The organism is Hyalangium minutum, from assembly GCF_000737315.1.
GTDB lineage: Bacteria > Myxococcota > Myxococcia > Myxococcales > Myxococcaceae > Hyalangium > Hyalangium minutum.
The window spans coordinates 28,416-53,215 of the sequence record NZ_JMCB01000013.1 but is presented as its reverse complement, the minus strand read 5'-3'; the positions used below and the strand labels follow the sequence as shown (position 1 = coordinate 53,215).

Below are 24,800 nucleotides of genomic sequence, written 5' to 3'. Positions count from 1 at the left end.
CTTAGCACGCCCCTGGGGCGCCGTGACAGTGTTCCGCGAAGCCACAATGCAGTGCTTGGCAGGTCTCCCGCTCCCGCCCCGGCCACTCCCTGCGGAGTTCCCCTCGGACCAGGGCCCGCACCGCCTCCGCCAGCCGCCCCGCCCGCTCCTCCCAGCCTCCCGGCAACGTCAGGAATTCCGCCGCCAGCGTGGGTTCCCCCAAGAACACCACCCCTACCCGCACCGCCACACCCTCGCGCACCAGGCGCTTCGCCGCGAGCCCCTGGGCCATCAGCTCGTTCGCGAAGGCCGAGACGCCCAGCGGATGACGCTTCGATGGGCGCCACGCCAACACCCACGCCTCCCCCTCCGGCGTCTCCCACAACAGATCCAAGGTCCCGCTCACGGCCGTCCGGCCCCTCGCGGACGCCGAAGGCAGATCCAGCAGGTAGGAGAGTTCCCGATGAATGCTCGCTGACGGGCTCGCGGCCAGCTTCCGCGCCAGTTCCGTCCCGAGGAAGCGATCCACCATCCCCAGCACCTCGTCCATCCCCTCCTCGTCCGGCTGCCGCCCCATGTACCGCAGCAGCTTCTCCAAGTGAGGGCGCCGCTCCGAGACAGGGGCCTCCGCCATCTGAAGATCCACGTCCCGCAGCAGCAACGGCACCAGCTGCGCCGGGCCCCGCGTCTCCAGCCAGGGCTCGAGCTCCACCCATGGCGGCACCGTCCTCGCCGGCAGCTCCCACGGCCGCGGCCCGCTCATTCCCAGCTGGTGCACGTAGCGGTAGCGCCTCGGGCACGCCATGAAGTCCTGGAGCTGCGCCGCCGAGACGATGGCTTCTTCGGGCTCGGGCAGGGAGACACCGCCTCGGACGCGCTCCAGGGCCGCCTCCACCCGGGCCTCTGCTTCCGCGAGTTCCTCTGCACTCGGCGGCAAGGGGTCGGCGGGTGGTGGAAGTGAGTCCACCTCCACGTCCAGCACCCGGCGCCGGAGGCCCGCGTCCGCGTCCAAGCGCGCCTCCATCATGTGCCACCAGGAGTCCGAAGCGCCGCGCTCCGCCGAGCCCGAGAGGATCAGCATGTCCCGGGCTCGCGTGAGCGCTACGTAGAGGAGCCGCCGGTACTCGGCGAACTCGCGGGACTTGAGCTCCTCTCTCACCCGGTCGAAGCGCCGGGAGCGGAAGTCCTCCAGCGTGTCCGGCAACCAGGGGCGCAGCACCAGCCCGTGCGTGCGCTCGAAGTGCGCCCGCGCGCTCGTGTTGCGCCGCTTGCCCCCGAGCGCGGGCACCACCACCACCGGCCACTCGAGCCCCTTCGCCCGGTGGATCGTGAGGATCTGCACCGCACGGGGATCTCCCGCGTCCAGCAGGTCCGCCTGCGCCTCGGTGGGGTCCGCGTCCGCGAGCATCCGCAGCTCCCTCGCGAACGCCGTGCACCCTCCCGTGCCTCGCTCGTCGCGACGGGCCGCGAGCGCCAGCAGCTTGTCGATGTTGGCGCTGGCCTGCTCCGCGTACGGTGAGCCCGCCATCGCCTCCCGGTAGCCCGTGACTTCCAGCGCGACCTGAAGCAGCGCGCGCACTCCGAGCCGATCCCGCTCGCGCCTCAACGAGGGCAGTGCCGCCAGAAATCGCTCCAGCCTCAGGCGCTCGCGAGGCGGGAGCTCGCACGTGTCCAGGTCCTTCTTCTGGATCTCCGCCAGCGTGAGTCCGTTCGGGCCCGAGAGCCGGAACAGCGACGCGTCCGACAGCCCCACCAGCGGAGAACGCAGCACCGCCGTCAGCGCCAACGTGTCCTCCGAGTCCGCCAGCAGCGCCAGCAAGGAGGCCAGATCCAACACCTCCTGCGCACCGTAGAAGCCCCGGCCCCGCAGCACCCTGTGCGGCACGCCGTGCCGGATCAGCGCCTGCCGGTACACCTCCAGGTGCGTGAAGGTCCTCAGGAGGATGGCCACCTCGCCGCCTCGAGCGGGCCGCAGACGCTGGCCATCCTCGTCCGTCACGCAAGGATCCGCACCCGGTGCCAACATCACCCGGAGGCGCCTCGCCACGGCCTCCGCATCCTTATTACGTGCGTCCGCCGAGGACTCCGCCTCCCCGAGCACCAACCGCTCCACCGCAGGCGCCTCGGCCAGCTCGCGGCGGACCGGGGAGAGATCGTCCTCCTCCGGCACGTACACCACCTCGTAGGGCCGCGGCGGATCGCTCGCCACCAGTACCCCCGCGAACGTCCGGTTGAAGAAGTCCAGCAGCGCTGGCACCGAGCGGCGGTTGAACCGGAGGAAATCCCTCACACCTCCCTCGGAGACGATCTTGTCCGCCAGCAGTGTGAACACCGAGACGTCCGCGCCACGGAACTCGTAGATGGACTGCTTGCGATCTCCCACCGCGCACAGGAACGCAGGCTCCAATGGGAGCCTGGCGCGCAGATCCTCGTCCGGACGCACCGGCCGAGGGCCTCCCTCTCGCAGCTCCGAGAGCAACAGCACCAGCTCCAGCTGCAGGCGGTTCGTGTCCTGGAACTCGTCCACCAGCAGCGCGCCCATGCGCTCCTGCACCTGACGGCGGAAGCTCGGGTGGTCTCTCAGCAAGTCCCGCGCCTTCACCAGCAGCGCCGTGAAGTCGAAGACGTTGCGGCGGATGAACTCGCCCTCGTGGCGGACCTCCACCTTGCCGAGCAAGTCCCGGAAGGTGGCCTCGAAGGGCGCCGTCCGCCACGCGGCGTACGCATCCTCCAGCCGCATCACCGAGCCGTCGCTCTTGCCGCGGGTCAGCCAGTACAGCGAGCGGATGGGGCCCGCCGCGCCCTTGCTCAGCCTCGCGAAGTTCCGGCCATCCGCGATGAACGCCGCCTTCAGCGAGGGCAGCCGGTCTGGCTCGCCCAAGTTCTCCGGCGTCATCGGCTGGAGCGCTCGCTCGCACGCGGAGATCAACCGACCCCACTCGCCCTTCGCGTCCAGCTCCCGCGCCTCCTGGCAGTGCTTGAGTCCCTCCTGGATGAGCGTTACCAGCTCCGCGCGGGCCTCCTCCGGGCTCGACAGCGCCGCAGTGGCCGCGCGCAATCCTTCCTCGCGCAGCTTGCCGTAGACCTGCCGCAGTGACGCCACCAGTCCGTCCGAGAACCCTGAGCCGGAGAACGTCAGCTCCTGGCACAGCTCCGTGACGCGGAGGTCCCCCGACTCCAGGCCGTCCAGCACCACGCGCTCGCACACGTCCTGCACCAGGCCGAGCGCCTCCAGCTCATCCAGCACCTCGAAGGCCGGATCAATCCCCAACCCCGGAGGCGCCCGGCGCAGCAGCTGTCCGCAGAGCGAATGGAACGTGCCCACCGTCGCAGCCCCGAGCTCCTCCCGCAGCGCCCGCCACGAGTCCTGCGAGGGAAATGGCCGCCCCAGCCGCTCCAGCGAGGCGCGCAGCTCCGGCTCCTCGGCTTCCCCCTGCGCCAGCGCGTCCAAGCGGGTGCGCGTCCGGGCCCGCATCTCCGCCGCGGCCTTGTCCGTGAACGTCAGCATGCACAGCCGCGACGGCTTGAGCGGAGCGAGCCCCTCGCGCGCTCCCGCGAACAGGTGCAGCACCATCGTCACCAAGCTGTACGTCTTGCCCGCGCCGGCGCCCGCCATGAGCGCCAGGTTGCGCTCCAGCGCCAGGGGCGACACCGCGCTCATGCACTCTCCTCCACCACCCGCCGCTCTGTAATCCGGCACGCCGCGCGATAGCCGCACCGGCCACAGTCCTTCGGACGCATGCCGAACTTGCCCTCACGCGTGTTCTTCACCAGGCCCTCCACTGCGTTGGCCAGATTCGGCTTGCCCTCCTCCGCCAGCTTCGCCCGCACCTCCGGATCCGTGGACAGCATGCCGTCCACTTCCTCGTCCGAAAGCACCTTGGACAAGTCCAGCACCTCGCCCGTGCGCAACGAGAACCATGCCGCCTTGCGCGCCTCCTTGTGCCCGCTCGCCCTCGCCGCGAACAGGTACAGCGGCAGCTGGAAGTCCGACGAGAGCAGCTTCTCCCGCAACGTGTTCCGGTCCAGCCGCCCGGACTTGTAGTCGATGACCCCCACGTCCCCCGCGGCCTTGTCCAGCCGGTCGATCTTCCCCTCGAAGTAGATGGCCTCGTCGCCCGCGTACAGGAACACGTTCTGCCACGGGCCCGGGTCCGCTTCCGGCCCGAACGTCAGCTCGAAGCCCTCCGGCTCGTAGCGATCGAACGGGAGGCCGCGCCGCTCGTGCGCGAGGATCCGCCGCACCATCGCCCGGGCCCGCTCCTTCGCCAGCTTCCACAGCGCCGGGTGCCCCACGTGGTAGCGCTCCTCGAAGTAGGCCACCGCCTCGTTCAACGCCTCGGTGAGCACCTCGTCCGGAATCTCTGGCAGCCCCTTACCCAGCAGCCCCTTCTGCTTCAGCCGGATGAACACCTCCTCCACCACCCGGTGCCAGAACGTGCCCCGGCCTCGCGCGTCGAACTCCTCGCCCGGCGCCTCCGGCTCCTCCACCCTCAGCCCGTACGCCAGGAAGCCCTGGAAGCCACAGTTGCCAAACCGCGCCAGCGCCGACGCCGACAGCGGCTTCTTAATGTCAAAGCGGAACGTCTCCCGCAGCGCCTCGCGAACCCCCGGGCCGTCCACCGCGCCCGTGTAGGGGCCCACCTCGCTCGTGGGATTGCTGAAGAAGTGCAGCCGCTGGTACTCCACCCGCGCCAGCTCCCGGGCCGCCAAGAACCACTCCTCCGTCTCGAAGCGCCGCTTGAGCAGCTTGCCTGCCACGTCCGGCTCCGTGACGCGCAGCTGCGCCGGCGCCATCGTCTCCAGCGCCACCCGCTGCCGCAGCTCCGGCTCCGTCAGCACGTCGTCCAGCGGAGGCACCGCCATCAGCGCCCGCGCCTCCCACGTCATCCCCGTCAGCCGCCGCACTTCCTCCAGGAACGATGAGGGCACCTGCTCCTGCCCACCCGCCCCCGCCACCGAATAGGACAGGCTCACCCGCTGCTCGGCCGCTACCAGCGCACTCGCGAACAGCAGCCGATCCTCCGTCAGCCGCCACGGCGCGCGCTCCTCGAACTCGCCGCCCGTGAGCCGGAAGGCCTCGCGCCGCAGGTATTGGTTGAGCCCCGACCGATCCGCATCTCCCAGCAACGCGTGCGGCTCCTCGTGCCCCGGGAAGCGGCCCTCCGTCATCCCCGCCAGGAACAGGTAGCCGAACGTCCGCCCTGGCACGTCGCGGATGTCGAGCACCTCCACCGCCCCCGAAGACGGGCCCCGCGCGGGCAGGTGCAAGTCCTTCACTGCGTCCGCCAGCCACCGCCCGAAGAGGCGACGCGAGAGCCTCGGGCCTCCGCCCACCCGGCGCAGAGAGCGCTCCAGCTCGCCAATCCGGAGGCGCAGCGCCTGCCGCGCGGCATCGTCCCGAGCCCGGGCCTCCAGCGCGTGCGCGCCCAGCATTCCCTCGTCCCGCTGAGCCAGCGGTCCCTCCGTATCCTGGAGCCCGAGCTGCCGCACCACGCCCCACCACGCCCCGAGCAGCTCCAGCGCCGTGCCTGCCTCGGGGATGCGGCGGCACTGCTCCATCAACCTCAGGCACCGCTCGCGCAGCACGCTCACCGAGTGGGCCTGCGGGTCCTGGGCCTTCCTCAAGCGCTTGGCCAAGCCCTCCAGGCGCACGTCATACGCACCGCGCCCACGCAGCGCTCCGAGCCGATCGTCCCGGACAGCCGCCAGCGTAAAGAGCGTAGCGGGCGCATCCGGAGCCCCTCGCGAGAGCGTGGGCGCGTAGCGGCTGGCCACGAGTTCCGCCACACGCGTGGCTGGGAAGCCATCCTCCACGAGCAGCGGCAGCTCCACCGCCAACCGGACCGGGCTCGTGAGCACCAGCGGCTCGCCCCACGGCAGGCGCACCGGCACACCAAGCTCCTCGAGCGCCGCCGCCAACCACCGCGCCTCCGGGCCCAGCTCGCGCCACGCCACGGCGATGCGCCCCGGAGAGACACCCTCGCCGATGAGCCGCCGCACGTCCCGAGCGAGCTGCCGCGCCTCATCCTGCGCGGTGCCCACACTCCACATGCGCAGGTTGCCGGCCGCCGTGGCCGCCAATGCCCCTCGGGCCACCTTTGGAGAGAAGAGGTGGCGGCCCAGCTCGGACAACGGGCGGCCCTCGAAGGTGAGATCCGCCTTGAACAGGTCCACGTGGCCCACGGTCTCGCCACGGCTCTCGAACGCGCGGAACAGCGACGCCAGCGCCGCGTCCGCCGCCAGTGAGCCGCCCACCGGCGTCTCCACCCGGAGCGAGATCTTCCGCGCCTCGCACAGCGAGGACAGCGCCAGGAGCATCTCCAGCGCCGCGGGCCGCACGTCGTACACCCCGTGCAGCACGATGGACCCCACGTCCTCCCAGCCCGCCGGCCACTGCTTGCGAATGAGCGCCTCGCGCGAGCCGCGCACCACGTCCTCGCGGTCCGCGAGCCCCAGCTCGGCCATGCGTCGCTCGTAGGACTCGCACAGCCGGGCCAGCACGCGAACCCGGGCCCTGCGGTCGGGCGGGAGCGACTCGGCGGCATCATGGAGTTCACGCGGGGTGAGCCGGCCCGCCTTCATGTCGAGCGCCAGCTCCACCGCGGCGCGCGCGAAGGCGGGCTCGTGGACAAAGTCTCCGAAGGGCGTCTCCCCCAGCTGCTGCGCCAGCGCGCCCATGAGGACGCGCGAGGTAGAGGCCGGACACGGGCGACGCTGGAGCTCGGCTGCTCCACCCAGGGCGTTGACGAGCTCGTCCCACGTGAGCCAACCCGCGGCCAGCACGAGGCCGCGCTTTTCCCGTGCGGCGCACAGCACTTGCTGGCGACGGGATGCGTCGGGGAAGACCTGGAGGGTGCGGCTGGGACGGGACATTCCGTGAGCGGAGTGTAGAACGTCCGAGGTGCGGCCGTTTATGCTTCCTTCCGTGCTTCCCGCTCCGTGTGCCCTGGCGCTCGCTTCCCTGCTCGCTGCATCTCCCGTGCCCCCCGAGGCTGCGCCCGTCGCCAGCCCCGCTTCTGGCATTCATGAACTGCGGTTCAACTGGGCCCGGGATGGGGCCCTCACGGGCGTTGGCGCCCTCATCTGGATTGGCAGCGAGGCCTTCCTCAAGAAGGACCTGGCCTCGGCCACATGTGGCTGGTGCGACCGGAACGCGGACGGGACGGACTCGCTCAACGGCCTGGACAAGTGGGGCCGGGGTATCGCGGGCAGCACCGAGGCCCAGCGCAAGCGCGCGGACACATGGAGCAACGTGGTGGACTTCGGTCTGCTGCCAGTGGGTGTGCTGGGAGCGCAGTACGCCCTGAGTCACGGGAGCGGCGCGCCCCGGAGCGTCTTCTTCCAGGACGCGGGCATCATCATCCAGACGGCGGTGCTGTCCTCGGTGTTGAACCAGACGGTGAAGTTCCTCGCCGACCGCGAGCGGCCCTTCGTCCACGTGCTGCCCGAGGACCAGAAGCCCCTCACCGAGCACCCCACGGACAACAACGTCTCCTTCTACAGCGGGCACACGAACCTGGCGTTCGCGCTGGTGGTGTCGGCGGGGACGGTGGCGGAGCTGCGCGGGTACAAGCACCGCGAGTGGATCTGGGGCGTGGGGCTGCCGCTGGCCACCACCGTGCCGTTGCTGCGCATGGCGGCGGACAAGCACTACCTCACGGACGTGGCCACGGGCGCGCTGCTGGGCTCGGCGTTCGGCGTGGCCGTGCCGCTGCTGCTCCACGGCCGCGAGCCCCAGGCGTCTCCAGGCGCGGCCTCGGTGAGTGTGTCGGGCGGTCCTGGGAGCGTGGTGCTCAGCGGGCGGTTCTGAGCCGGCCCGCCCGTTTCTGAGGGCTCGGGATCAGACCTCACCCTTCACGGACCGGGAGCTCCGGTGCGAAGAAGTCCCCGCCGCCGGAGGCTCGGAGAGCAGTGCCGCGCCAATGGCCCCGGACAGCTCGCCCAGGGCCGACAGGCGCACGTCCGGAGGCCGCTGGGACACGAAGAGGTGTGGGTGCATGGCCTGGATGATGCGCTCCACGTACGGCTCGCCCAGCCGCGTGCCCAGCCCGCCGCCGATGATCACCGCCTCCACATCCAGCAGATTTACCGCCGACGCGATGCCGGCCCCCAGCATCCGCACGGCACGGGCGATCAGCCGCTCGGCCAGGCCATCCTCCTGCTTCAGCGCCTTCATCCAGACGCCGCTGGTGAGCCGGTCCTTGCCCTGCGACTCCATGAGCTCGAACAGCCGCGTCTTCTCCCCGCGCGCCACGGCCTTGCGAGCCTTGAGCTCCATAGCGCCCCGGCCTGCGTAGGCCTCCATGCACCCGCGCCGCCCGCACGAGCACTTCGCGCCGCCCCGCCGCACGACAATGTGGCCGATCTCCCCCGCCGCCCCGCGCCCCGTCCAGCGCCGGCCGTCCAGGTAGATGCCTCCGCCCACGCCCGTCCCCCACCACACCCCGAGCATCGAACGGTACGAGCGCCCAGCTCCCAAGCGCGCCTCGGCCATCACCGCCACCTGCACGTCGTTGCCGAGGAACACCGGCACCTTCGCCTTCTTCGACAAGATCTCGGCCAGGGGATGAGGCCCGTGCCAGCCGGGGAGGTTGCCCGCCTGCAGCAGCACGCCCGCCACCGGATCCACCGCGCCGGGAGCCCCTACCCCCACGCCCGCGAGCGCCGAGGGCTCCAGATTCACCATCCGCGTCACCTCCTGCAGCGTGGCGAACAGCTCCTCGATGATGACCTGTGGGCCGCCCTGCTGCGGGGTGGCGTGGCGGCACTGGCTGACGACCTTCCCTTCCACGTCCACCAGCACGGCCTGGATCTTCGTCCCGCCCAGATCAAGCCCCGCGAACACTTGCTGCCTCTCGCCACCACGCATTCGGTGAATCCTCCCGCCCCGGCGCGCACCGTCAGCAGACGGACCGGCACCGCGTCCCGGGGCGCAGTGACGTTAGCCACCCCTCTCGCCCAGGTGGGGGTGGAAACGCACCGTCACCGTAAGATGCTCAACGCCCAGCCCTGCCACCCGCACTGCCAGAGGACCTACGCCCATGAATGACTGGAGCTTCATCGACATCGCCCGGCTCGTGGAACGCCGGCAGGCGCTCGCCGCCTCGGAGCTGGCCCGGGAACGCCGCCCCCTGGCCGAGGGCTGGCTGGCCTGCGATGGCCCCGGCTCCTACGTGAACAAGGCCTGCGGAATCGGGTACGAGCGGCCGCTCACCGATGCGGAGCTGGATGAGCTCATCGCGTTCTTCACCACCCGAGGCGTCGAGCCGCGTGTGGAGCTGAGCCCCTTCGTCCTCCCGGCCTTGCTCAACGCGCTGGCGCAGCGCGGGTTCGTGCTCCAGCAGTTCGCCAACGTGCTGGTCCGCAAGCTCTCGGAGAAGGACTCCTACCGGGAGCTGCTGCCACTCGGCTGGCCGACAGGCATCACCGTCGAGCGCGTCAACCCCGAGGATGACGCCGCGGTCCGCGAGTACGTAGAGGTCGCCGAGAGCGGCTTCCTCCAGGACGGCGAGCCTCTGCCACCGGCGTTCCTGGAGCTGGGCATGAAGGCCGTGCGCCGGCCCGTGCAGGACGCCTTCCTGGCTCGCCAGGGACGCGAACCCATTGGCGCGGGGGGCTGCGAGTCCCGGGACGGCCTCACTGCCCTGTTCGGAACGTCCGTGAAGCCCGCGTGGCGAGGACGAGGCGTCCAGCAGGCCCTGATCGCCGCCAGGATGGAGCGGGGCCGAGAGCAAGGCAGCCAGCTTGCCGTCATCATCTCGGGGCCGGGCATTCCCACGGAGCGCAATGCAGCGCGCCTCGGCTTCGCGATGGCGTACTCCCGGGCGATCCTGGTGAAACACAGCGCGGGCCTGGCGCCCTCCTCGACCTAAGAGGGTTTACGCCGACCAGACCATGACCCACACCCAGACGGGCGACCAGAAGGTCGTCGGAGGGGTGGCGCGAACGGTGGCCGGCTTGGCGTTGCGGCTCTTGCGGAACTCTTCGAGGTTGATGACTTCGGAAGCCTGGTTCATGGCAGACCCCGCCTTTGGGATTCAGTGTGGCTGATACCTCCATTATCGGAAGGAGGCGTCTGCCGGTTGCGCGGATTCCTGTCCGTCAAAGCGGACGGTCACCTCCCAGCCCGAGCTCCTCTCTCCGCCTGCCGGGAAGATTTTCAGCAGGTCCTCACCACCGTGCCCGGCATCGACATGAACCGCGTGGGCGTGCTCGGCTGGTCCCACGGGGGCAGCACCCTCATGGCGCTGCTGGCGAACTCCAACACAACGTCCACCACAGCTTCGATGAGGCCTTCAGCGCAGGAGGTACTTTCTTGCAGGCGGATGTGGATGCAAAGATCACCCACGATCAGCAAGCCTTTGATTTTATTGAGACTTACCTCTTCCCTGCCCCTTGATTGGCCGCCTTTATCAAGATCTGAAAAACGCGATTAATACCTGTTCCCCCCTTGAGATCGAGCCTGCTCTCCCGGTACAGTAAGAACCACTTTTGACGCTGGTACTGTGACGTTGGGCGTCAAAAAGTTTGGCCAGAACGGGCTGGCCGCTCCGACGAGGGGGCTACACCAGATGATCAACAAGTTGGTAGGCGCGGTAGGAACTCTCGCCGTTCTCTTCGCCCTGCCCGCGGCGGCCCAGAGCCGCTCGCCGTGGCAGATGCACAATGGTAACGAGGTGACGGCCAGCAATCCGCTGGGACTCGTGCGGTTCAGCTGCAACCCCACGCAGCACGGGCAGAACTGTGAGTACGACGTGGCCAGCGTTCCGGCCGCTTCGGATCCGGACTGGGTGTCGGCGCCGAACCCGGACTATATCAACTTCGACATTCCCTCTCGGGTGTGTAGCGCGCCGACCACCTGTCTGGCGTACGGCGACTTCACCTACTTCCAGACGTTCGTGAACATCCCGTCCAACGTGGCCGTGACGACGTTCACCATCAGCTTCACCGGCATGGACGACGGCTCGCGCGTCACCATCTACAACTCCCAGCACCCGGGCGGCCTGGTGATCCCCGGCAGCTACGTGTACCTGGGCGGCAGCGGCACGACGAACCTGGCCTCGCACGTCAAGGCGGGCGAGCTCAACCGCGTGGTCATCACCCAGGTGGATGACTGCTGCTCGGAGAACCGGCTGCGCCGCGCGGACGTGGTGCTCAACGGCGAGGTGGTCTCCACCGCCTGCAGCGGCAGCGCGAGCTGCGACGATGGCGACAGCTGCACCACGGACATCTGCAACACGGACGGCACCTGCAGCCACGCGGCGCTGGCGTGCGTGAACAGCCAGGTGTGCAGCAACAACCCGAACAACCTCACCCGCAACAGCAGCAACATGAGCACCAGCTCCGCGTGCACGCCGGGCTCGGGCCCGCTGCTGGTGCCCAACGGCTCGCTGGACATGACGCTGGAGTGCGGTGAGACGACGTGGACGGATCCGGGCGCCCAGGCGTTCAACGCGGACTGCTCGGATCTCGAGGTGCACTACTACAACTCGGGCCACGACGCGTACGGCCCCGGGCCGGCCACCTGCGCCGAGGGCACCTACCCCGTGCAGTACATCGCGTGGGATGCTCAGGGCCGCACGGTCAGCGCCATCCGCAACGTGACGGTGAACGACACCAAGCCGCCGCAGTTCGCGCTCAAGGGCCCCACGCACATGGTCCACCAGTGCGGCAGCCAGTGGGTGGATCCGGGTTGGACGGCGTTCGACACCTGCTACGGCGATATCACCCCCGAGGCGCACTGGACGGGCTTCCCCAACGGCTGGGTCGAGGGCGTCTACACGGTGCAGTACACGCTGACGGACAGCGGCGGCAACAGCGCGGCCCCGCTCACCCGCACGGTGGAAGTGGTCAACTGCCCCTGGTAACCGCACTCGGTAGGGGCTGAAGCAAGGGGCCGGGCGTGCCAATCGTGGCGCCCGGCCCTTCGTGTTTCTTGGGATGATGGGGCCATGAGCCTGCGGGGGATCCTGCTGCTGGGAGCCGTGCTGGGAGCTTGGGGGCATGCCTGGGCGCTGGACCCGGACAAGGCCCTGCTCCAGTTCCCCCACCGGGCGTGGCAGACGGCGGAGGGGCTGCCGCAGAACAGCGTGCTGGACATGGCCCAGACGCCGGACGGCTACCTGTGGAGCGGCACCTGGGAGGGCTTGGTCCGCTTCGACGGGGTGAACTTCACCGTCTTCGAGCCGGCGAACACCCACGCCCTGCCCAGCCGCTCCGTGCGGAACCTGGAGCTCGCGCCGGATGGGACGCTGTGGATCGGCACCACCGAGGGCATTGCAGGCTTCCGGGAGGGCACCTTCTTCGCGTTGGCCGCTCCGCCGGACAAGGCCCTCTCCAGCCCCAACGAGCTGCTGGCCACCCGCGACGGAAGTCTGTGGGTGGCCTCGGATGGGCACGGCATCTCGCGAGTCTCCGACGGGAAGCTGCGGACGTGGACCGTGGCCAACGGGCTGGCCAACGACACGGTGCTGGCGCTTGTGGAGGACGAGCAGGGCAGCATCTGGGCGGGCAGCGAGGGAGGCCTGCAGCGATGGGATGGGACCGCATGGACGGCGCCCTTGCCCTTCGAAGGCCAGAAGCGCGTCACAGTGCGGACAATGACCCTCGACTCGCGGGGCACGCTCTGGGCCGGCACCGAGGCGGGGATCGTCTACCAGCTCGTGGACGGAGTCATGCGGCCGGTGCCGGGAGCAGGCACGGCCGGTGCTCCCATTGGCCTGATGCTCTTCGATCGGGCTGGCACACTCTGGATGGGGACGCTGGGCCGAGGGCTGCAGCGGTGGTCTCACGGCCAGCTCTCGGAGCTGCCTCGCGGGCACCCGCTGGAAGGCTGCCTGGTGAGCACGCTGCTCGAGGATCGCGAGGGCAACCTGTGGGTGGGCACGGAGGCCCGAGGGCTCCACCGCCTCAAGGACGCGCCCTTCACGCCCTACGGGCCACTGGAGGGCATGGGGAGCGACATGGTGCTGACCATCCGCCAGATGCGAGACGGCAGCATCTGGTTCGGCACCTTGGGAGGCGGCGTCACCCGCATGCAGAGCGACGGGACGATGACGTCCTGGACGCCGCGCGACGGCCTCGTCCTGGATCGCGTCCGCACGCTCGCGGAGGACCCGGAAGGCAACGTGTGGGTGGGGACGCGCAGCGGCATCAACCGCTGGCGCGACGGTACGTTCACCGCATACGGCGAGGCACAGGGACTGACGGACGTGCGCGCCTTCTACCTGGAGGTGGACGCCCAGGGCACCCTCTGGGTGGGCACGCCCACGGGACTGGCGCGCAGAACCGGGGAGCGCTTCGAGCCCTTCACGCCCGAGGGCGGGCTCCCTGGAAAGGACCTGAGCTTGCTGCGTGCCAGCGCCGCCGGAGGCCTGTGGCTGGGCACCCGGGACGGCGGGCTGGCCCACCTCCTCCAGGGGCGGAGCACCCTGCTGGCGCCCGAGCGCGGGCCCCTGAACAGCAAGGTCGCGGCGCTCCACGAGGACAGCAACGGTGTGCTGTGGATCGGCACCGATGACGGGCTCTTCCGCTGGAAGGAGGGACAGTTCCGGCGCTTCTCCGTGACGGACGGGCTCTACGACAACCGCATCTTCCAGCTCCTCGAAGACGGCCAGGGCGACCTGTGGATGAGCAGCAACAAGGGCATCTCCCACGTGTCGAAGGCGGAGCTGGACGCGGTGGCCGAGGGCCGGCTCGTGCACCTCACCCCGCGCGTCTATGGCGCGGAGGATGGGATGCGCTCGGCGGAGTGCAACGCCCTGGGTGCCCCCGCTGGGTGGCGGGATCGCAGCGGCCGGCTCTGGTTCCCCACCATCCGCGGCGCTGTCGCGTATACGCCGGGCCCCGAGGCCGCGCGGCTGCCCCCGGCTCCGGTGCTCATTGAAGAGCTGAGGGTAGACGGACGTCCCATCCCTCCGTCAGAGCGGGGCTCCATCCCCCGGGGTGAGGGCCGGGTGGAGATCCGCTACACCTCGGCGGGCCTGCGCGCACCCCAGCAGGTGCGCTTCCGCTTCCGGCTCGAGGGGGCGGACGAGGACTGGGTCCAGGCCGGCACCCGGCGCGAGGCCTGGTACCTGAGCCTGCCGCCGGGGAGCTACCGGTTCCTCGTGGAGGCGGAGTACGCGGACGGAGGTGGCGCGGCCCCGGGCGTGGAGCTGATGTTCGAGCTGAAACCTCGCTTCCACCAAACGGGGTGGTTCCGGGCGATGGGCGGGCTGGCGGTGGTGCTGACCGTGGCGGGCCTGGTGTGGCTGCGCCTGCGCCAGGCCGGCCGCCGCGAGCGCCAGCTGGAGTCCCACGTGGCCCAGCGCACCGAGGAGCTGGCCACGGTGAACGCGGATCTGCAGGCCCACGTCCAGGAGTTGCAGGACGCGCGGGAGCGGCTGGTCCACGCGGAGAAGCTGGCAGCGGTGGGCACGTTGGCCGCAGGCGTGGGCCACGAGCTGAACAACCCGCTGTCCTTCGTCATCTCCAACCTGCACTTCGTGGACTCGGAGGTGCGTGCGCTCCACGTGCCCCCGGAGGACCGCGAGCGGATGGAGGAGGTGGGGCAGGCGCTCGCCGAGGCACTGCAAGGTGCCGATCGGATGAGCCGCATCATCCAGGATCTCCGCACGTTCTCCCGAGCGAAGCCGCGGCAGCCCACGCAGGTGGATCTGGCGCCCGTGCTGGAGCTGGCGGCCTCCATGGCGGGCGGGCAGATCCGCCACCGGGCCCGGCTGGTGAAGGACTACACGGGGCCGCTCTGGGTCATGGGAGACGAGACGCATCTGGGCCAGGTGTTCCTCAACCTGCTGGTGAACGCGGCCCAGGCCATCCCCGAGGGCCACGCGGACCAGCACGAGATCCGCCTCACCGCGCGGCAGGAAGAGGCGGGCCCGCTCAGGGTGGAGGTAAGCGACACCGGCACGGGCATTCCGCCGGAGGTGCTGCCCCGCATCTTCGATCCCTTCTTCACCACCAAGCCGGTGGGGATGGGCACGGGGCTGGGGCTGTCCCTGTGCCACACCTACGTCAAGGCCATGGGCGGAGACATCCGTGTGCGCAGCACGCCCGGCCAGGGCACCACCTTCGAGGTGCTGCTGCAGCCCGCGGGCCCGCCTTCCCTTCCGGAGGAGCCCACCACGAACGCCTGAGCTCGCTCAGGGAGACTCGTGCTCCTCCATCTCGCCTGCGTCCTCGGAGACACGGGGAGGCGGGGTGGCCGGCAGGCGCGTGAGGTTCCACGTCTCTCCCGCCTTCCACGCCACCTCGCCCGAGAGGCCCCACCCCGCACGCACGGGCTCGCGGCCCTCGTACTCCAGCCAGAACACGGCCTCCTCCGGCCGGGCAGCCTGATCCAGGCAGGCAATGCGTGTCACCGGCCGGTGGCCCTCGCCGCCCAGCGACACGGCGAACCCCTTGTGCGAGTGCCCACACAGCACCCACCTCGGCCGGATGGTGTCCACCAGCCTGCGGGTGATGGGGTTGCCAATCCAGTAGGACGGCAGCGGCCGCGAGGAGGGCAGCGCCTCGTCCCGGGCGCGCTGGACGATGCCCCGGGGCCACTCGTGCACCAGGAACAGGTCCACGTCCCTTATCCCCGTCACCTTCTCCACCTCGGGCGTGCGGAAGTAGCCCGCCTGCTTCGCCGAATCCAGCGACGTGGGCCGCTTTATGGGCTGCTCGAAGAAGCGCGGCGCGTGGATGCCCGACAGGTAGCCCACCCGCAGCCCCCTCACGTGCCGCAGCCCCGCCCGCCCCAGGTAGTGCACGTTCGGTGCGAGCTCGACACCCTCGGGGTGGTCGTGCAGTGCCTCGAAGTCCTCGTTGTTGCCGCCAATGAAGTACAGCGGCCGCTTCATCCGCCGCGTGCCGTCCGCGTACTCGGCGAACTCGGCTGGCATGGCGCGCTTGGCCGCCTTGCGCCGGTGGTCATCCGCCCGCCGGAACGCCTCCACGTCCCCCACCGCCACCATGAAATCCACGGAGCGACCGCGCGCCGCTTCCAGCGCATCCATCCACGCCTCCACCCGGTGGAAGCGCCCATGGATGTCTCCTACTCCAACGACAAGCAGGGATTCTGGAGGCATTGACCGCCTTTCAAACTGCCGCGCGCCAACCCCTATGTCGAGGGAGAATTCCTCTGTCTGTCCAGAAACAGTGAGAAGCGAAAATAACGATGGGGACGCCCCGCTCGGGACGCCCCCAGGGTCCTGCGTGTTTTCCCTCTCAGGGCTAGCAACCCAGGGGGTAAGTCACCTCGATGTAGGCGCCCGGAGGCGGCGCGGCGCCCTGGTCGAACACGATGGAGTTGCTGGCCCCGTCGTAGACCCAGCCCGAGGTGATCTGGACGCCGTTGACGCTCACGACAATCTGGCTCGTGTCCGCCGGCACATCCGACAGCGGGAAGGAGCGCTTCGGGCCGAACGCGGTGTCCGAGAGCTTCTTGAGGGACTCGGCCCAGTTCGGGGTGCAGATGCTCTCCACCACGCCGCCGGTGGCATTGGCCAGCTGGATGTAGCGGGTGCCGGAGCTGCTCGCGGTGGAGCAGGAGGACAGATCCACCGGGCCTGCGATGGCGGAGACGCTCAGCTTGCCCGGATCATTGCTCTTCAGCGCCTTGAAGTACGTCTCATAGAAGGGCACCGGCTGGCTGGAGAAGTCCTCCTCGTCGGTGACGAAGATGATGGCCAGGCGCGCCTCGTCGCGGATGAAGCCGCCGTTGCCGTCGCTGGTCTGCGGGGTGCGCGGATCGTCCAGGCTGTGCAGGAGCGGATCCGACAGGGCGCGGTAGGCAGCCTCGAGGCCCTGCTCGTTCCAGTGGCACACGCCCACGTGGGTATTGGTGGCGAAGACGCCCGCGGCGTTCGGCGTGAGCGGGGTGATGATGCGCGGCGAGGAGCCGTTCACCGGGAAGAGCCGGCCGCTCTCGCCACCTTCGGCGCCGCCGGGGCACGACGACCAGCCGCCCGAGGAAGAGTCCAGGCCCGTGGTGGTGACACCGATGTGGTAGTCCACGCCGGAAGCGGTGGCCGCGCTCATGAAGGCCGCGAAGTTGGCGCCCAGGCTCTGCTGCTCCTCCATCATCGAGCCCGAGTTATCCACCACGAAGAGCACGTCCACCTTGGCAGCGGACTCCTGGATGAAAGAGTCCACCTGGTTGGCGTTGGAGGCGCCCCGGCCGACAAGGCTCGCGGTGTAGACGGAACCCTGGCCGAGATCGAAGCGCAGCGCCGCGAGATCCTCGCCCTCGTCCGTGGGCTCATACTTGGCGTGGATGCGGAAGCTCTGGTTGGCCTCCAGCGTGAGCGGGAAGTGGGGCGACTCGGACAGGGAGATCTCCTCGGTGTCCCGCTCCAACACCATGCTCTGTACGGTGACGGGGCCAGCGCAGCGGTTATAGGCGACGAGCTCCTTGGCGCGCGGCTCGCAGGTGAGCTTGGCGAGGCCGAACTCGACGTGGGTGGGCTGCACGGCGAAGCAGCCCGTGGAGCCCTCGCCTTGCACGGTCACGGTGGGGTGGCCCGCGCTGGGGTGATTCACCCAGGCCTCGGCCAGCCCGCCGAAGGTGGCGGCCGCGTCCGGCTTGAAGTGCACCAGCAGCGAAGCCTTCATGCCGGGCAGCACCACGGTGTTCTCCACGCGCCCCGTACTGAAGACCGCATCCGAGCCACCCGCAAGCTGCATGGAGGCCAGGAAGCACGGGGTAGTACCGGTGTTGCGCAAGGACACCCCGAGCGCCACCTCCGAGCCCACCGGCACGCGGCCGAAGTTCAGCACCTGCGGCGTCATCGTGTACTGGCACGGCGGGAAGAGCTTGCCGGAGCCCTTGAGCGCCACGCCCTCGGTGGAGGTGGAGGCGCCCTGGCGCACCGTCACGAACAGCTGCGCCACGCCATCCCCCGCCCCGGCCCGAGGCGTGAAGGTGACGCCTACCGGCGCGGACTTGCCCGGATCGATGGGCAGGCTCGCCGGTGCCTGGGCCAGCGAGAAGTAGCCGCCGCGCTGGGTGGCGATCTGCAAGTCACTCACCAGCACCTGGGTGCGGCACCGGTTGTAGACCTGCACCTGCCGGGTGGCCGCCATGCCCTCGGCCACTTCACCGAAGTCGACCAGGCTGGGCTGCACGCCGATGCAGGAAGAGCCCCCCTCGCCCGCCAGCGCCACCTTGGGCACGGGCGCGGAAGAGTTGGAGGCGCGGACCTGGATCTCCACCTTGCCCTCGGGCGCGGTGCCCACCGCCGCCGGAGTGAAGGCCACGCGGATCTCCGCGGCATCGCCCGGCTTGAGCGTGTTGCCCTGCGGCAGCGGCGTGCTCACCACGCGGAAGACGCCGCCCGCGTTGGAGACGATGTTGGCGCCCGTATAGGACATGGGCGCGCTGCCCTGGTTGCGCACGATGATGCTCTGCTCGGCGGTGGCGTTCACGGCCACGCGGCCAAAGTCCAGGCGCACCGGGGAGATCTCCAGCTCGGCGGCCACGCCCATGCCCGTGAGCGGGACGACGACGGGCTCACACGTGTCGCACACCTTCACGCGGGCCTCCGCCGACGCGGTCCCCAGCCGGTTGGGCTTGAAGCCCACGGGCAGCGTCCAGTCCTGGCCCGCCTTCAGCACCACGTCCTTGCCGGTCATCGTGGAGGAGAACTGGTCGGCGTCCGGCCCCCTCAGCTCCAGCCGCATCGAGCTGTCCACGCTCGTGGGGTTGCGCAACACCAGGTCGCGAATGGCCACGGTCTCCAGCGTCACATTGCCGTAGTCCAGCGAGGGCGTCTTCACCTCCACCAGCGCATTCACGCCCAAGCCCGTGAAGGCCACCTGTGACGTCTTCTCAGAGGCATCCGCGTCCGTGAAGATCTCCACCACGCCCTTGACCGAGCCCTCCACCTCCGGCGTGAAGTGGACCTCGATCTCCGTCTCCCCACCCGCGCTCAGCGAGAAGGGCTCGAACGGCGGAACCTCTACGTTGGGCACGCTGGAGAGCGCGCCTTCGATGCGCACCGGGGCGCGGCCGCCATTGGCCAGCTTCAGCTTCACCGTCTTCGTCGAGCCCACGGCCGCAGGGCCGAAGTCGAGCAGCTCGGGGCGCGCCGCGAACGCCGCCCGCGCGCCTCGCCCGTTCGAGCTGGGCCGATCACAGCCCCCCACCATCGCCGCCACGCATGCCCACGCCGTTAGGACCACCCACCGACGTCCCCACATAATCGCCGCCTCCCGAAACCTGCGTCGGGAGAGGCATGTGCAACGTTGATGCCCACTCGGAGGAGACGAGGAGTCAACGAGGCAAACGGGCCGGATACCGTGAGTAAAAACCCGGCCCGGGTGTGGAAAGAAAGTACCCAGACCCCACGTCGCGGAAAATTTTGCAGGAATGCTCGGCGGTGGACGGAAGAATTCTTACCGCGCTACGTGCTGGGCCGGCCTGAGGGCTTGGGCGCTGGAGCGAGCAGCTTGCCCAAGATGCCTGTGCCCCAGAGCACACCGCCCACGCACACCGCCGCACCGAGCAGCGCGAGCGGCGCCGCGGGCTCGGCGAGGAGAAAGGCCCCGAGCATCCAGGAGAAAACAGGCGTGAGCTGCGAGCCCACGCCGCCCATGGCCGTGGTGACGTAGCCCATGGCGTAGGTGAAGATCATCTGCGCCGCCGCCGAGGTGAGCCCCAGCGCCACCAGCACCAGCACCGTATAGGAGGTGAGAGGCCGCCAGTCCGCCAGCGCGAACGGCAGGCCGAACAGCAGGCCGAAGGCGCAGAAGGACAGGAAGACGGTGGCCGCATCCGTGTCGTTGCGCAGCGCGCGCATGGCGACGACGGCCGCGCCGCTGAAGACGGCCGAGAGGACACCCGCCCCCGCGCCCACGCCGAACGAGAGCGTGGGCATCTCCAGCGCGGTGCCCCAGATGACGAGCCCCGCGCCCACGGTGGCGGCGATGAGACCGCCCAGCAGGTTTCCGCTGACGCGCTCGTCCAGGAAGAAGAAGCCGAGGATGGAGCCGAAGATGGGCCAGCAGGCGTTGAGGAGGACAGCGGGCCCCACCGCGAGCTGCTCGATGCAATAGAAATAGAGGTAGACGGAGGCGCCGCCGAAGATGCCGCGCAGGGCCCAGAGGGTGGGCCGTCCGAAGCGAGGCTTGCGCCGCATGACCGGGTAGTAGACGGCCAGGAAGAGCAGGCCGACGACGAAGCGGCCGCACACCACCTGCCCCACGGAGAGCAGACCGGCGAGCAGGCGGGCGCAGAGCGCCATCAGGGCGAAGAGGAAGCTGGCGAAGACGAGCAGCGGCAGGCCACGCCAGCGCTCGGGGATGTCGAAGCCCTTCATGAAAGTGCGCGCACCGTAACGCGGAATGCCTTGGGGCCCCAGAGGCCACCGGTACGGCTGGAAATCACCTTGAAATCCGGGCTGTTCCCGAACACTCCAGCCACAAGTTTCAGAAAGTGCGCTAACGGAACACCCTTTCAGTGCTAGAGCACGCGCCCAATATGTCCGAGCCCGACGTCATCACCATTCGCGGAGCCAAGGAGCACAACCTCAAGAACGTCTCGCTGGAGATCCCGAAGAAGAAGCTCGTGGTCTTCACGGGGGTGTCTGGTTCGGGGAAGAGCTCGCTGGCATTCGACACCCTCTATGCCGAGGGCCAGCGCCGGTACGTGGAGAGCCTCTCTGCGTACGCGCGTCAGTTCCTGGGACAGATGGAGAAGCCCAAGTACGACACGCTGCGCGGGCTGTCCCCCACCATCTCCATCGAGCAGAAAGCGGCGAGCAACAACCCGCGCTCCACGGTGGGCACGGTGACGGAGGTGCACGACTACCTGCGCGTGCTCTACGCCTCCATCGGTGTGCAGCACTGCCCCAACTGCGAACGGAAGGTGGGCAAGCAGAGCGCGCAGCAGATCGTGGATGAGATCCTCAAGGCGCCCACGGGCACCAAGATTCAGCTGCTGGCGCCGCTGGTGACGAACCGCAAGGGCGAGCACAAGGATCTGCTCACGGACGCGCAGAAGAAGGGCTTCTCGCGGGCGCGCATCGACGGGAAGCTGAAGAGCCTCGAGGAGAAGATCGAGCTCGACAAGAAGTCCAAGCACGACATCGCGCTGATCATCGACCGCCTGGTGCTGAAGCCGGACCTGCGGACGCGCCTGACGGACTCTGTGGAGACGGCGCTGCGCGAGGGCAAGGGCACGCTGATCATCACGGACGAGACGGGAGCGCTGTCGGCGGACCGGGTGATGAGCGAGCTGAACGCGTGCCACCACTGCGGCATCTCGTTCGGTGAGCTGACGCCGGCGTCATTCTCGTTCAACAACCCGCTGGGCATGTGCACGGACTGCAACGGCCTGGGGACGAAGGCGGAGATGGATCCGGACCGGATTGTGCCGGATCCGTCGCGCACGGTGCGGGACGGGGCGATCGAGCCGTGGGCGAGCGGGATGAACAAAGGCGAGGGCTGGACGGCGGACTTCGTGGAGAGCCTGGCCAAGGCGTTCAAGATCGACCTGGACGTGCCGTACGGGAAGCTGACGGAGCGAGAGAAGAAGACGCTGATGTACGGCTCGGATGGGAAGACGTTCACCGTCGAGTGGGGCGAGGGCGGCCGCTACAAGATGGAGTGGGAGGGCCTTGTCCACAAGCTGATGCGCAGCTTCAAGACGACCACCTCCGAGTCCATGCGGACGTACTACCAGAAGTTCTTCAGCGACAAGCCGTGCCCCACGTGCAAGGGCGAGCGCCTGAAGCCGGAGAGCCGTGCGGTGAAGGTGCGCGGGCACTCGATCGTGGCGCTGAGCAAGCTGACCATCGGCGAGGAGCTGCGCTTCCTGTCCGAGCTGGACCTGACGGAGAACGAGCGGAAGATCGCCACGGAGCTGCTGAAGGAGATCCGCAGCCGGCTCTCGTTCCTGGTGGACGTGGGGCTGGCCTACCTGACGCTGGACCGGACGGCGTCCACGCTGTCGGGTGGCGAGAGCCAGCGCATCCGCCTGGCGTCGCAGATGGGCAGCGAGCTGACGGGCGTCATCTACATCCTGGATGAGCCCTCGATCGGCCTGCACCAGCGGGACAACGGCAAGCTGCTGGCGACGCTGAAACGGCTGAGGGATCTGGGCAACTCGGTCCTCGTGGTGGAACACGACGAGGAGACGATGGAGGAGGCGGACTGGCTGGTGGACTTTGGGCCGGGCGCGGGCGAGCTGGGCGGACAGGTGGTGTCGCAGGGCACGCCGAAGCAGGTGATGGACGATGAGAACAGCCTGACAGGTGCGTACCTCTCGGGGCGCAAGGAGATCGAGATCCCCGAGCAGCGGCGCAAGCCTGGGAAGCAGAAGCTGGTCATCCAGGGAGCGCGTGAGAACAACCTGAAGGACCTGGACGTGGACATCCCGCTGGGCGTGCTGGTGGCGGTGACGGGGGTGTCGGGCGCGGGCAAGTCCACGCTGATCAACGAGATCCTCTACCCAGCGCTGGCGCGGCAGCTGTACGAGAGCCGCGAGGTGCCAGGGCGCCACAAGGCAATCCTGGGGATGGACCAGCTGGACAAGGTGATCGACATCGACCAGCGGCCGATCGGACGGACACCCCGGAGCAACCCGGCGACGTACACGAAGGTGTTCGACTCGATTCGCGAGGTGTTCGCGCTGACGCAAGAGGCGCGGGCGTTCGGGTACACGGCGGGGCGGTTCTCGTTCAACATCAAGGGCGGGCGCTGCGAGTCGTGCGAAGGCGACGGCGTGAAGCTGGTGGAGATGCACTTCCTGGCGGACGTGTACGTGCCGTGCGAGGTGTGTGGCGGCAAGCGCTTCAACGAGGCGACGCTGCGGGTGCGGTACAAGGGGAAGAACATCGCCGAGGTGCTCGAGATGAGCGTGCGCGAGGCGATCCTGCACTTTGGGGCACACCGGGACATCATGCGGGTGCTGCAGACGCTGGAGGACGTGGGGTTGGGGTACATCCGGCTGGGGCAGAGCTCGCCGACGCTGTCGGGCGGTGAGGCGCAGCGCATCAAGCTGGCGCGCGAGCTGGCGCGGGTGGCGACGGGGCGGACGCTGTACATCCTGGACGAGCCAACGACAGGCCTGCACTTCGAGGACATCCGCAAGCTGCTGCTGGTGCTGAACCGGCTGGTGGAGGCGGGGAACTCGGTGTTGGTGATCGAGCACAACCTGGACGTGATCAAGAGCGCGGACTGGGTGATCGACCTGGGTCCAGAGGGCGGCTCGGGCGGCGGGAAGCTGCTGGCCACGGGGACGCCGGAGGACGTGGCGAAGGTGGAGACGAGCCACACGGGCCGCTACCTGGCGCACGTGCTGAAGAAGGCACGGCGGCAGCGGGTGGGCCAGCGGGTGGAAGTGGTCAGCCCGCCGCCCAACTGGAAGCCGGAAGAGACACCGACGACCCGGGCGCGGGCGTAGGACCTGCGGTCTGGCTCAGGCGAAAAGCTCGCCTACGCGAAGAGCCAGTCCAGGGAGGGCGGGTGAGCCCAGCGACTCGCCCGCTCCCACAGTGCGCATCCCCAGGTAACGGTTCTGGACGGCATCCGGTGCGGTGTAGACCTCCACCACCCTGCCCTCCACATCCGCTACCCAGTACTCGGGGATGCCAGCGCGCGCGTAGACCCGGCCCTTCAGCAAGCGGTCGGCGCGCAGCGACTCCGCTGCTACCTCCACCACGAGAAGCGCGGTGTGGGGATGCTCCTGCGCCCGATCCTCTTCCTCGCGGGTCACGACCGCCAGATCAGGCTCCGGCTCGCTGTCCTCACGAAGCGAGAGCGGCAGCTGAACACGAACCCGGCAGTCGGGCCTGCGCGCGGCCATGAAGAACTCCGTCAATCGAGAGATCGCCAGCGCGTGTGGTCGGCCCTGCGGTGCCATATCGACGATGAGCCCCTCCAACAGCTCGACGTGCTCATCCTCTCCGAGCACTCCGACATGGAGCAGGCGGTGATACTCCTCGAGCGTGAAGCGCCTTGGAGCAATCAGGCTGGACTCAAGCGCATCAAGGGAACGCATGGCGGGACTCCTGACCCTGAGAAGGTAATCCCTGGGCCAGACTTGGGTCTACCCCACCGCTCCCCTGCTCAGGAGCGCGGGCGGCTCGGACGGCTGAGCACGTACGTGGCGCCGATGAGCATGAACACGCCCGAAGTGGCAATCACGTACCACTTCGCGTGCATGACGAAGACCATGAGCGCCAGGCTCACGAGCATCGCGGAGATGGCGCTCACCTTCACCTTGACCGGCACGATGCCGTACTCGTGCCACTCCTGGAGCCGAGACCCGAAGCGCGGGTGCGTGTACAGCCAGTGGTGGAAGCGGCGCGAGCTGCGAGAGAAGGCCCATAGCGCCACGAGCAGGAACGGCGTGGTGGGCAGCAGCGGCAAGACCGCCCCCAGCACCCCAAGCCCCACGAAGACGAAGCCGAGCACCTTGTAGAAGAACCGGGCGCGCGGACTCCCCACCTCGGTCACGGCAGGCTCTGTCGGCGTGGGTCTCGTGAGGTCCATCCCCTCCTATCTAATACCGGGCGGCCAGCCGGGCCCGTACTCCCCTGCCCTTTGTCAAATAGGAATAAGTACGCGAGAGCCCTGTCCTGTCCCCTCGGACAGGAGTCGAGATCAAACGCACGGTGCGCTCTGAACCCTGGCACTGGGAGTACCGGCCTCGGGCGACCCCACCCCTCTTGCCGGACCAGGACTGTCTGGGCCGCTCGCTGGCTCCGGCGCCAGCGAGCAAGCCCGAAAGTGTCGCCACGCCCAGCCCGAGCTGAACCTCCCGGCACCGGGGGTTGTGTCGAGCCTCACCCCTGGGATAGGCACAAGGGCCCCGTCTTTGGACCTCCACA

The 24,800-nt window shown here is 69.1% G+C and carries 14 protein-coding genes; 5 read left to right on the top strand and 9 right to left on the bottom strand.

Annotated elements, in window-relative coordinates:
- Window position 1: 1 nt before the first annotated feature.
- Together DB31_RS29025 and DB31_RS29020 are read right to left on the bottom strand one after the other, a co-directional pair.
- The gene (locus tag DB31_RS29025; RefSeq protein WP_044193512.1) at window positions 2-3,640 is read right to left on the bottom strand and encodes a UvrD-helicase domain-containing protein; all 3,639 of its coding nucleotides are present in this window, start codon (window positions 3,638-3,640) and stop codon (window positions 2-4) included.
- Window positions 3,637-6,855, bottom strand: a complete 3,219-nt coding sequence (locus DB31_RS29020; protein WP_044193510.1) for a PD-(D/E)XK nuclease family protein — start codon at window positions 6,853-6,855, stop codon at window positions 3,637-3,639. The genes DB31_RS29025 and DB31_RS29020 overlap by 4 nt, the downstream gene beginning before the upstream one ends.
- Window positions 6,856-6,895: 40 nt before the next feature.
- On the opposite strand from DB31_RS29020, the gene DB31_RS29015 reads away from it, so the two are divergent.
- Entirely contained in the window at window positions 6,896-7,792 is an 897-nt protein-coding gene (locus DB31_RS29015; RefSeq protein WP_044193508.1) for a phosphatase PAP2 family protein, read from the top strand.
- A 30-nt stretch (window positions 7,793-7,822) separates the two neighbouring features.
- Here DB31_RS29015 and DB31_RS29010 read toward each other — a convergent pair whose 3' ends face one another.
- Entirely contained in the window at window positions 7,823-8,851 is a 1,029-nt protein-coding gene (locus DB31_RS29010; protein WP_044193505.1) for an ROK family protein, read from the bottom strand.
- Between the two features lie 172 nt (window positions 8,852-9,023).
- Between DB31_RS29010 and DB31_RS29005 the strand changes: the two genes are divergently transcribed.
- The gene (locus tag DB31_RS29005) at window positions 9,024-9,854 is read left to right on the top strand and encodes a GNAT family N-acetyltransferase (RefSeq protein WP_044193503.1); all 831 of its coding nucleotides are present in this window, start codon (window positions 9,024-9,026) and stop codon (window positions 9,852-9,854) included.
- A 6-nt stretch (window positions 9,855-9,860) separates the two neighbouring features.
- On the opposite strand, the gene DB31_RS49755 is transcribed toward DB31_RS29005, so the two are convergent.
- On the bottom strand, window positions 9,861-9,998 hold the full coding sequence (locus DB31_RS49755; protein ID WP_169787109.1) for a hypothetical protein: 138 nt from the start codon (window positions 9,996-9,998) through the stop codon (window positions 9,861-9,863).
- A 555-nt stretch (window positions 9,999-10,553) separates the two neighbouring features.
- Between DB31_RS49755 and DB31_RS28995 the strand changes: the two genes are divergently transcribed.
- A complete protein-coding gene (locus DB31_RS28995) occupies window positions 10,554-11,849 on the top strand; it encodes an immunoglobulin-like domain-containing protein (protein ID WP_044193497.1) in 1,296 nt (431 codons plus the stop codon).
- An 84-nt stretch (window positions 11,850-11,933) separates the two neighbouring features.
- On the top strand, window positions 11,934-15,119 hold the full coding sequence (locus tag DB31_RS28990) for a sensor histidine kinase (RefSeq protein ID WP_052420335.1): 3,186 nt from the start codon (window positions 11,934-11,936) through the stop codon (window positions 15,117-15,119).
- 6 nt (window positions 15,120-15,125) lie between these two features.
- Here the strand turns inward: DB31_RS28990 and DB31_RS28985 are convergent, their stop codons facing one another.
- The 3 genes from DB31_RS28985 to DB31_RS28975 form a co-directional block, all read right to left on the bottom strand.
- Window positions 15,126-16,055: a metallophosphoesterase gene (locus tag DB31_RS28985; RefSeq protein WP_044193495.1), complete on the bottom strand. Its 930-nt coding sequence runs from the start codon at window positions 16,053-16,055 to the stop codon at window positions 15,126-15,128.
- Window positions 16,056-16,200: 145 nt separating this feature from the next.
- On the bottom strand, window positions 16,201-19,167 hold the full coding sequence (locus DB31_RS28980) for a choice-of-anchor D domain-containing protein (RefSeq protein ID WP_044193493.1): 2,967 nt from the start codon (window positions 19,165-19,167) through the stop codon (window positions 16,201-16,203).
- A 203-nt stretch (window positions 19,168-19,370) separates the two neighbouring features.
- Entirely contained in the window at window positions 19,371-20,285 is a 915-nt protein-coding gene (locus tag DB31_RS28975; protein ID WP_044193489.1) for a DMT family transporter, read from the bottom strand.
- 161 nt (window positions 20,286-20,446) lie between these two features.
- Between DB31_RS28975 and uvrA the strand changes: the two genes are divergently transcribed.
- Window positions 20,447-23,371 (top strand): excinuclease ABC subunit UvrA, encoded by a 2,925-nt coding sequence (gene uvrA, locus DB31_RS28970; protein WP_044193486.1) that lies wholly within the window; start codon window positions 20,447-20,449, stop codon window positions 23,369-23,371.
- Between the two features lie 15 nt (window positions 23,372-23,386).
- Here uvrA and DB31_RS28965 read toward each other — a convergent pair whose 3' ends face one another.
- Entirely contained in the window at window positions 23,387-23,968 is a 582-nt protein-coding gene (locus DB31_RS28965) for a Uma2 family endonuclease (protein ID WP_044193483.1), read from the bottom strand.
- Between the two features lie 68 nt (window positions 23,969-24,036).
- Window positions 24,037-24,462 carry a YbaN family protein gene (locus tag DB31_RS28960; RefSeq protein WP_083968797.1) on the bottom strand — a complete coding sequence of 142 codons (426 nt, stop codon included), beginning with the start codon at window positions 24,460-24,462 and terminating at the stop codon, window positions 24,037-24,039.
- Window positions 24,463-24,800 lie beyond the last annotated feature (338 nt).

Coding starts and splice junctions, on each gene's coding strand:
- DB31_RS29005 (WP_044193503.1), top strand. CDS start 9,024: ATGAATGACTGGAGCTTCATCGACATCGCCCGGCTCGTGGAACGCCGG.
- DB31_RS28990 (WP_052420335.1), top strand. CDS start 11,934: ATGAGCCTGCGGGGGATCCTGCTGCTGGGAGCCGTGCTGGGAGCTTGG.
- uvrA (WP_044193486.1), top strand. CDS start 20,447: ATGTCCGAGCCCGACGTCATCACCATTCGCGGAGCCAAGGAGCACAAC.
- DB31_RS29020 (WP_044193510.1), bottom strand. CDS start 6,855: ATGTCCCGTCCCAGCCGCACCCTCCAGGTCTTCCCCGACGCATCCCGT.
- DB31_RS29010 (WP_044193505.1), bottom strand. CDS start 8,851: ATGCGTGGTGGCGAGAGGCAGCAAGTGTTCGCGGGGCTTGATCTGGGC.
- DB31_RS29015 (WP_044193508.1), top strand. CDS start 6,896: ATGCTTCCTTCCGTGCTTCCCGCTCCGTGTGCCCTGGCGCTCGCTTCC.
- DB31_RS29025 (WP_044193512.1), bottom strand. CDS start 3,640: ATGAGCGCGGTGTCGCCCCTGGCGCTGGAGCGCAACCTGGCGCTCATG.
- DB31_RS28995 (WP_044193497.1), top strand. CDS start 10,554: ATGATCAACAAGTTGGTAGGCGCGGTAGGAACTCTCGCCGTTCTCTTC.
- DB31_RS28975 (WP_044193489.1), bottom strand. CDS start 20,285: ATGAAGGGCTTCGACATCCCCGAGCGCTGGCGTGGCCTGCCGCTGCTC.
- DB31_RS28965 (WP_044193483.1), bottom strand. CDS start 23,968: ATGCGTTCCCTTGATGCGCTTGAGTCCAGCCTGATTGCTCCAAGGCGC.
- DB31_RS28980 (WP_044193493.1), bottom strand. CDS start 19,167: ATGTGGGGACGTCGGTGGGTGGTCCTAACGGCGTGGGCATGCGTGGCG.
- DB31_RS49755 (WP_169787109.1), bottom strand. CDS start 9,998: ATGAACCAGGCTTCCGAAGTCATCAACCTCGAAGAGTTCCGCAAGAGC.
- DB31_RS28985 (WP_044193495.1), bottom strand. CDS start 16,055: ATGCCTCCAGAATCCCTGCTTGTCGTTGGAGTAGGAGACATCCATGGG.
- DB31_RS28960 (WP_083968797.1), bottom strand. CDS start 24,462: ATGGACCTCACGAGACCCACGCCGACAGAGCCTGCCGTGACCGAGGTG.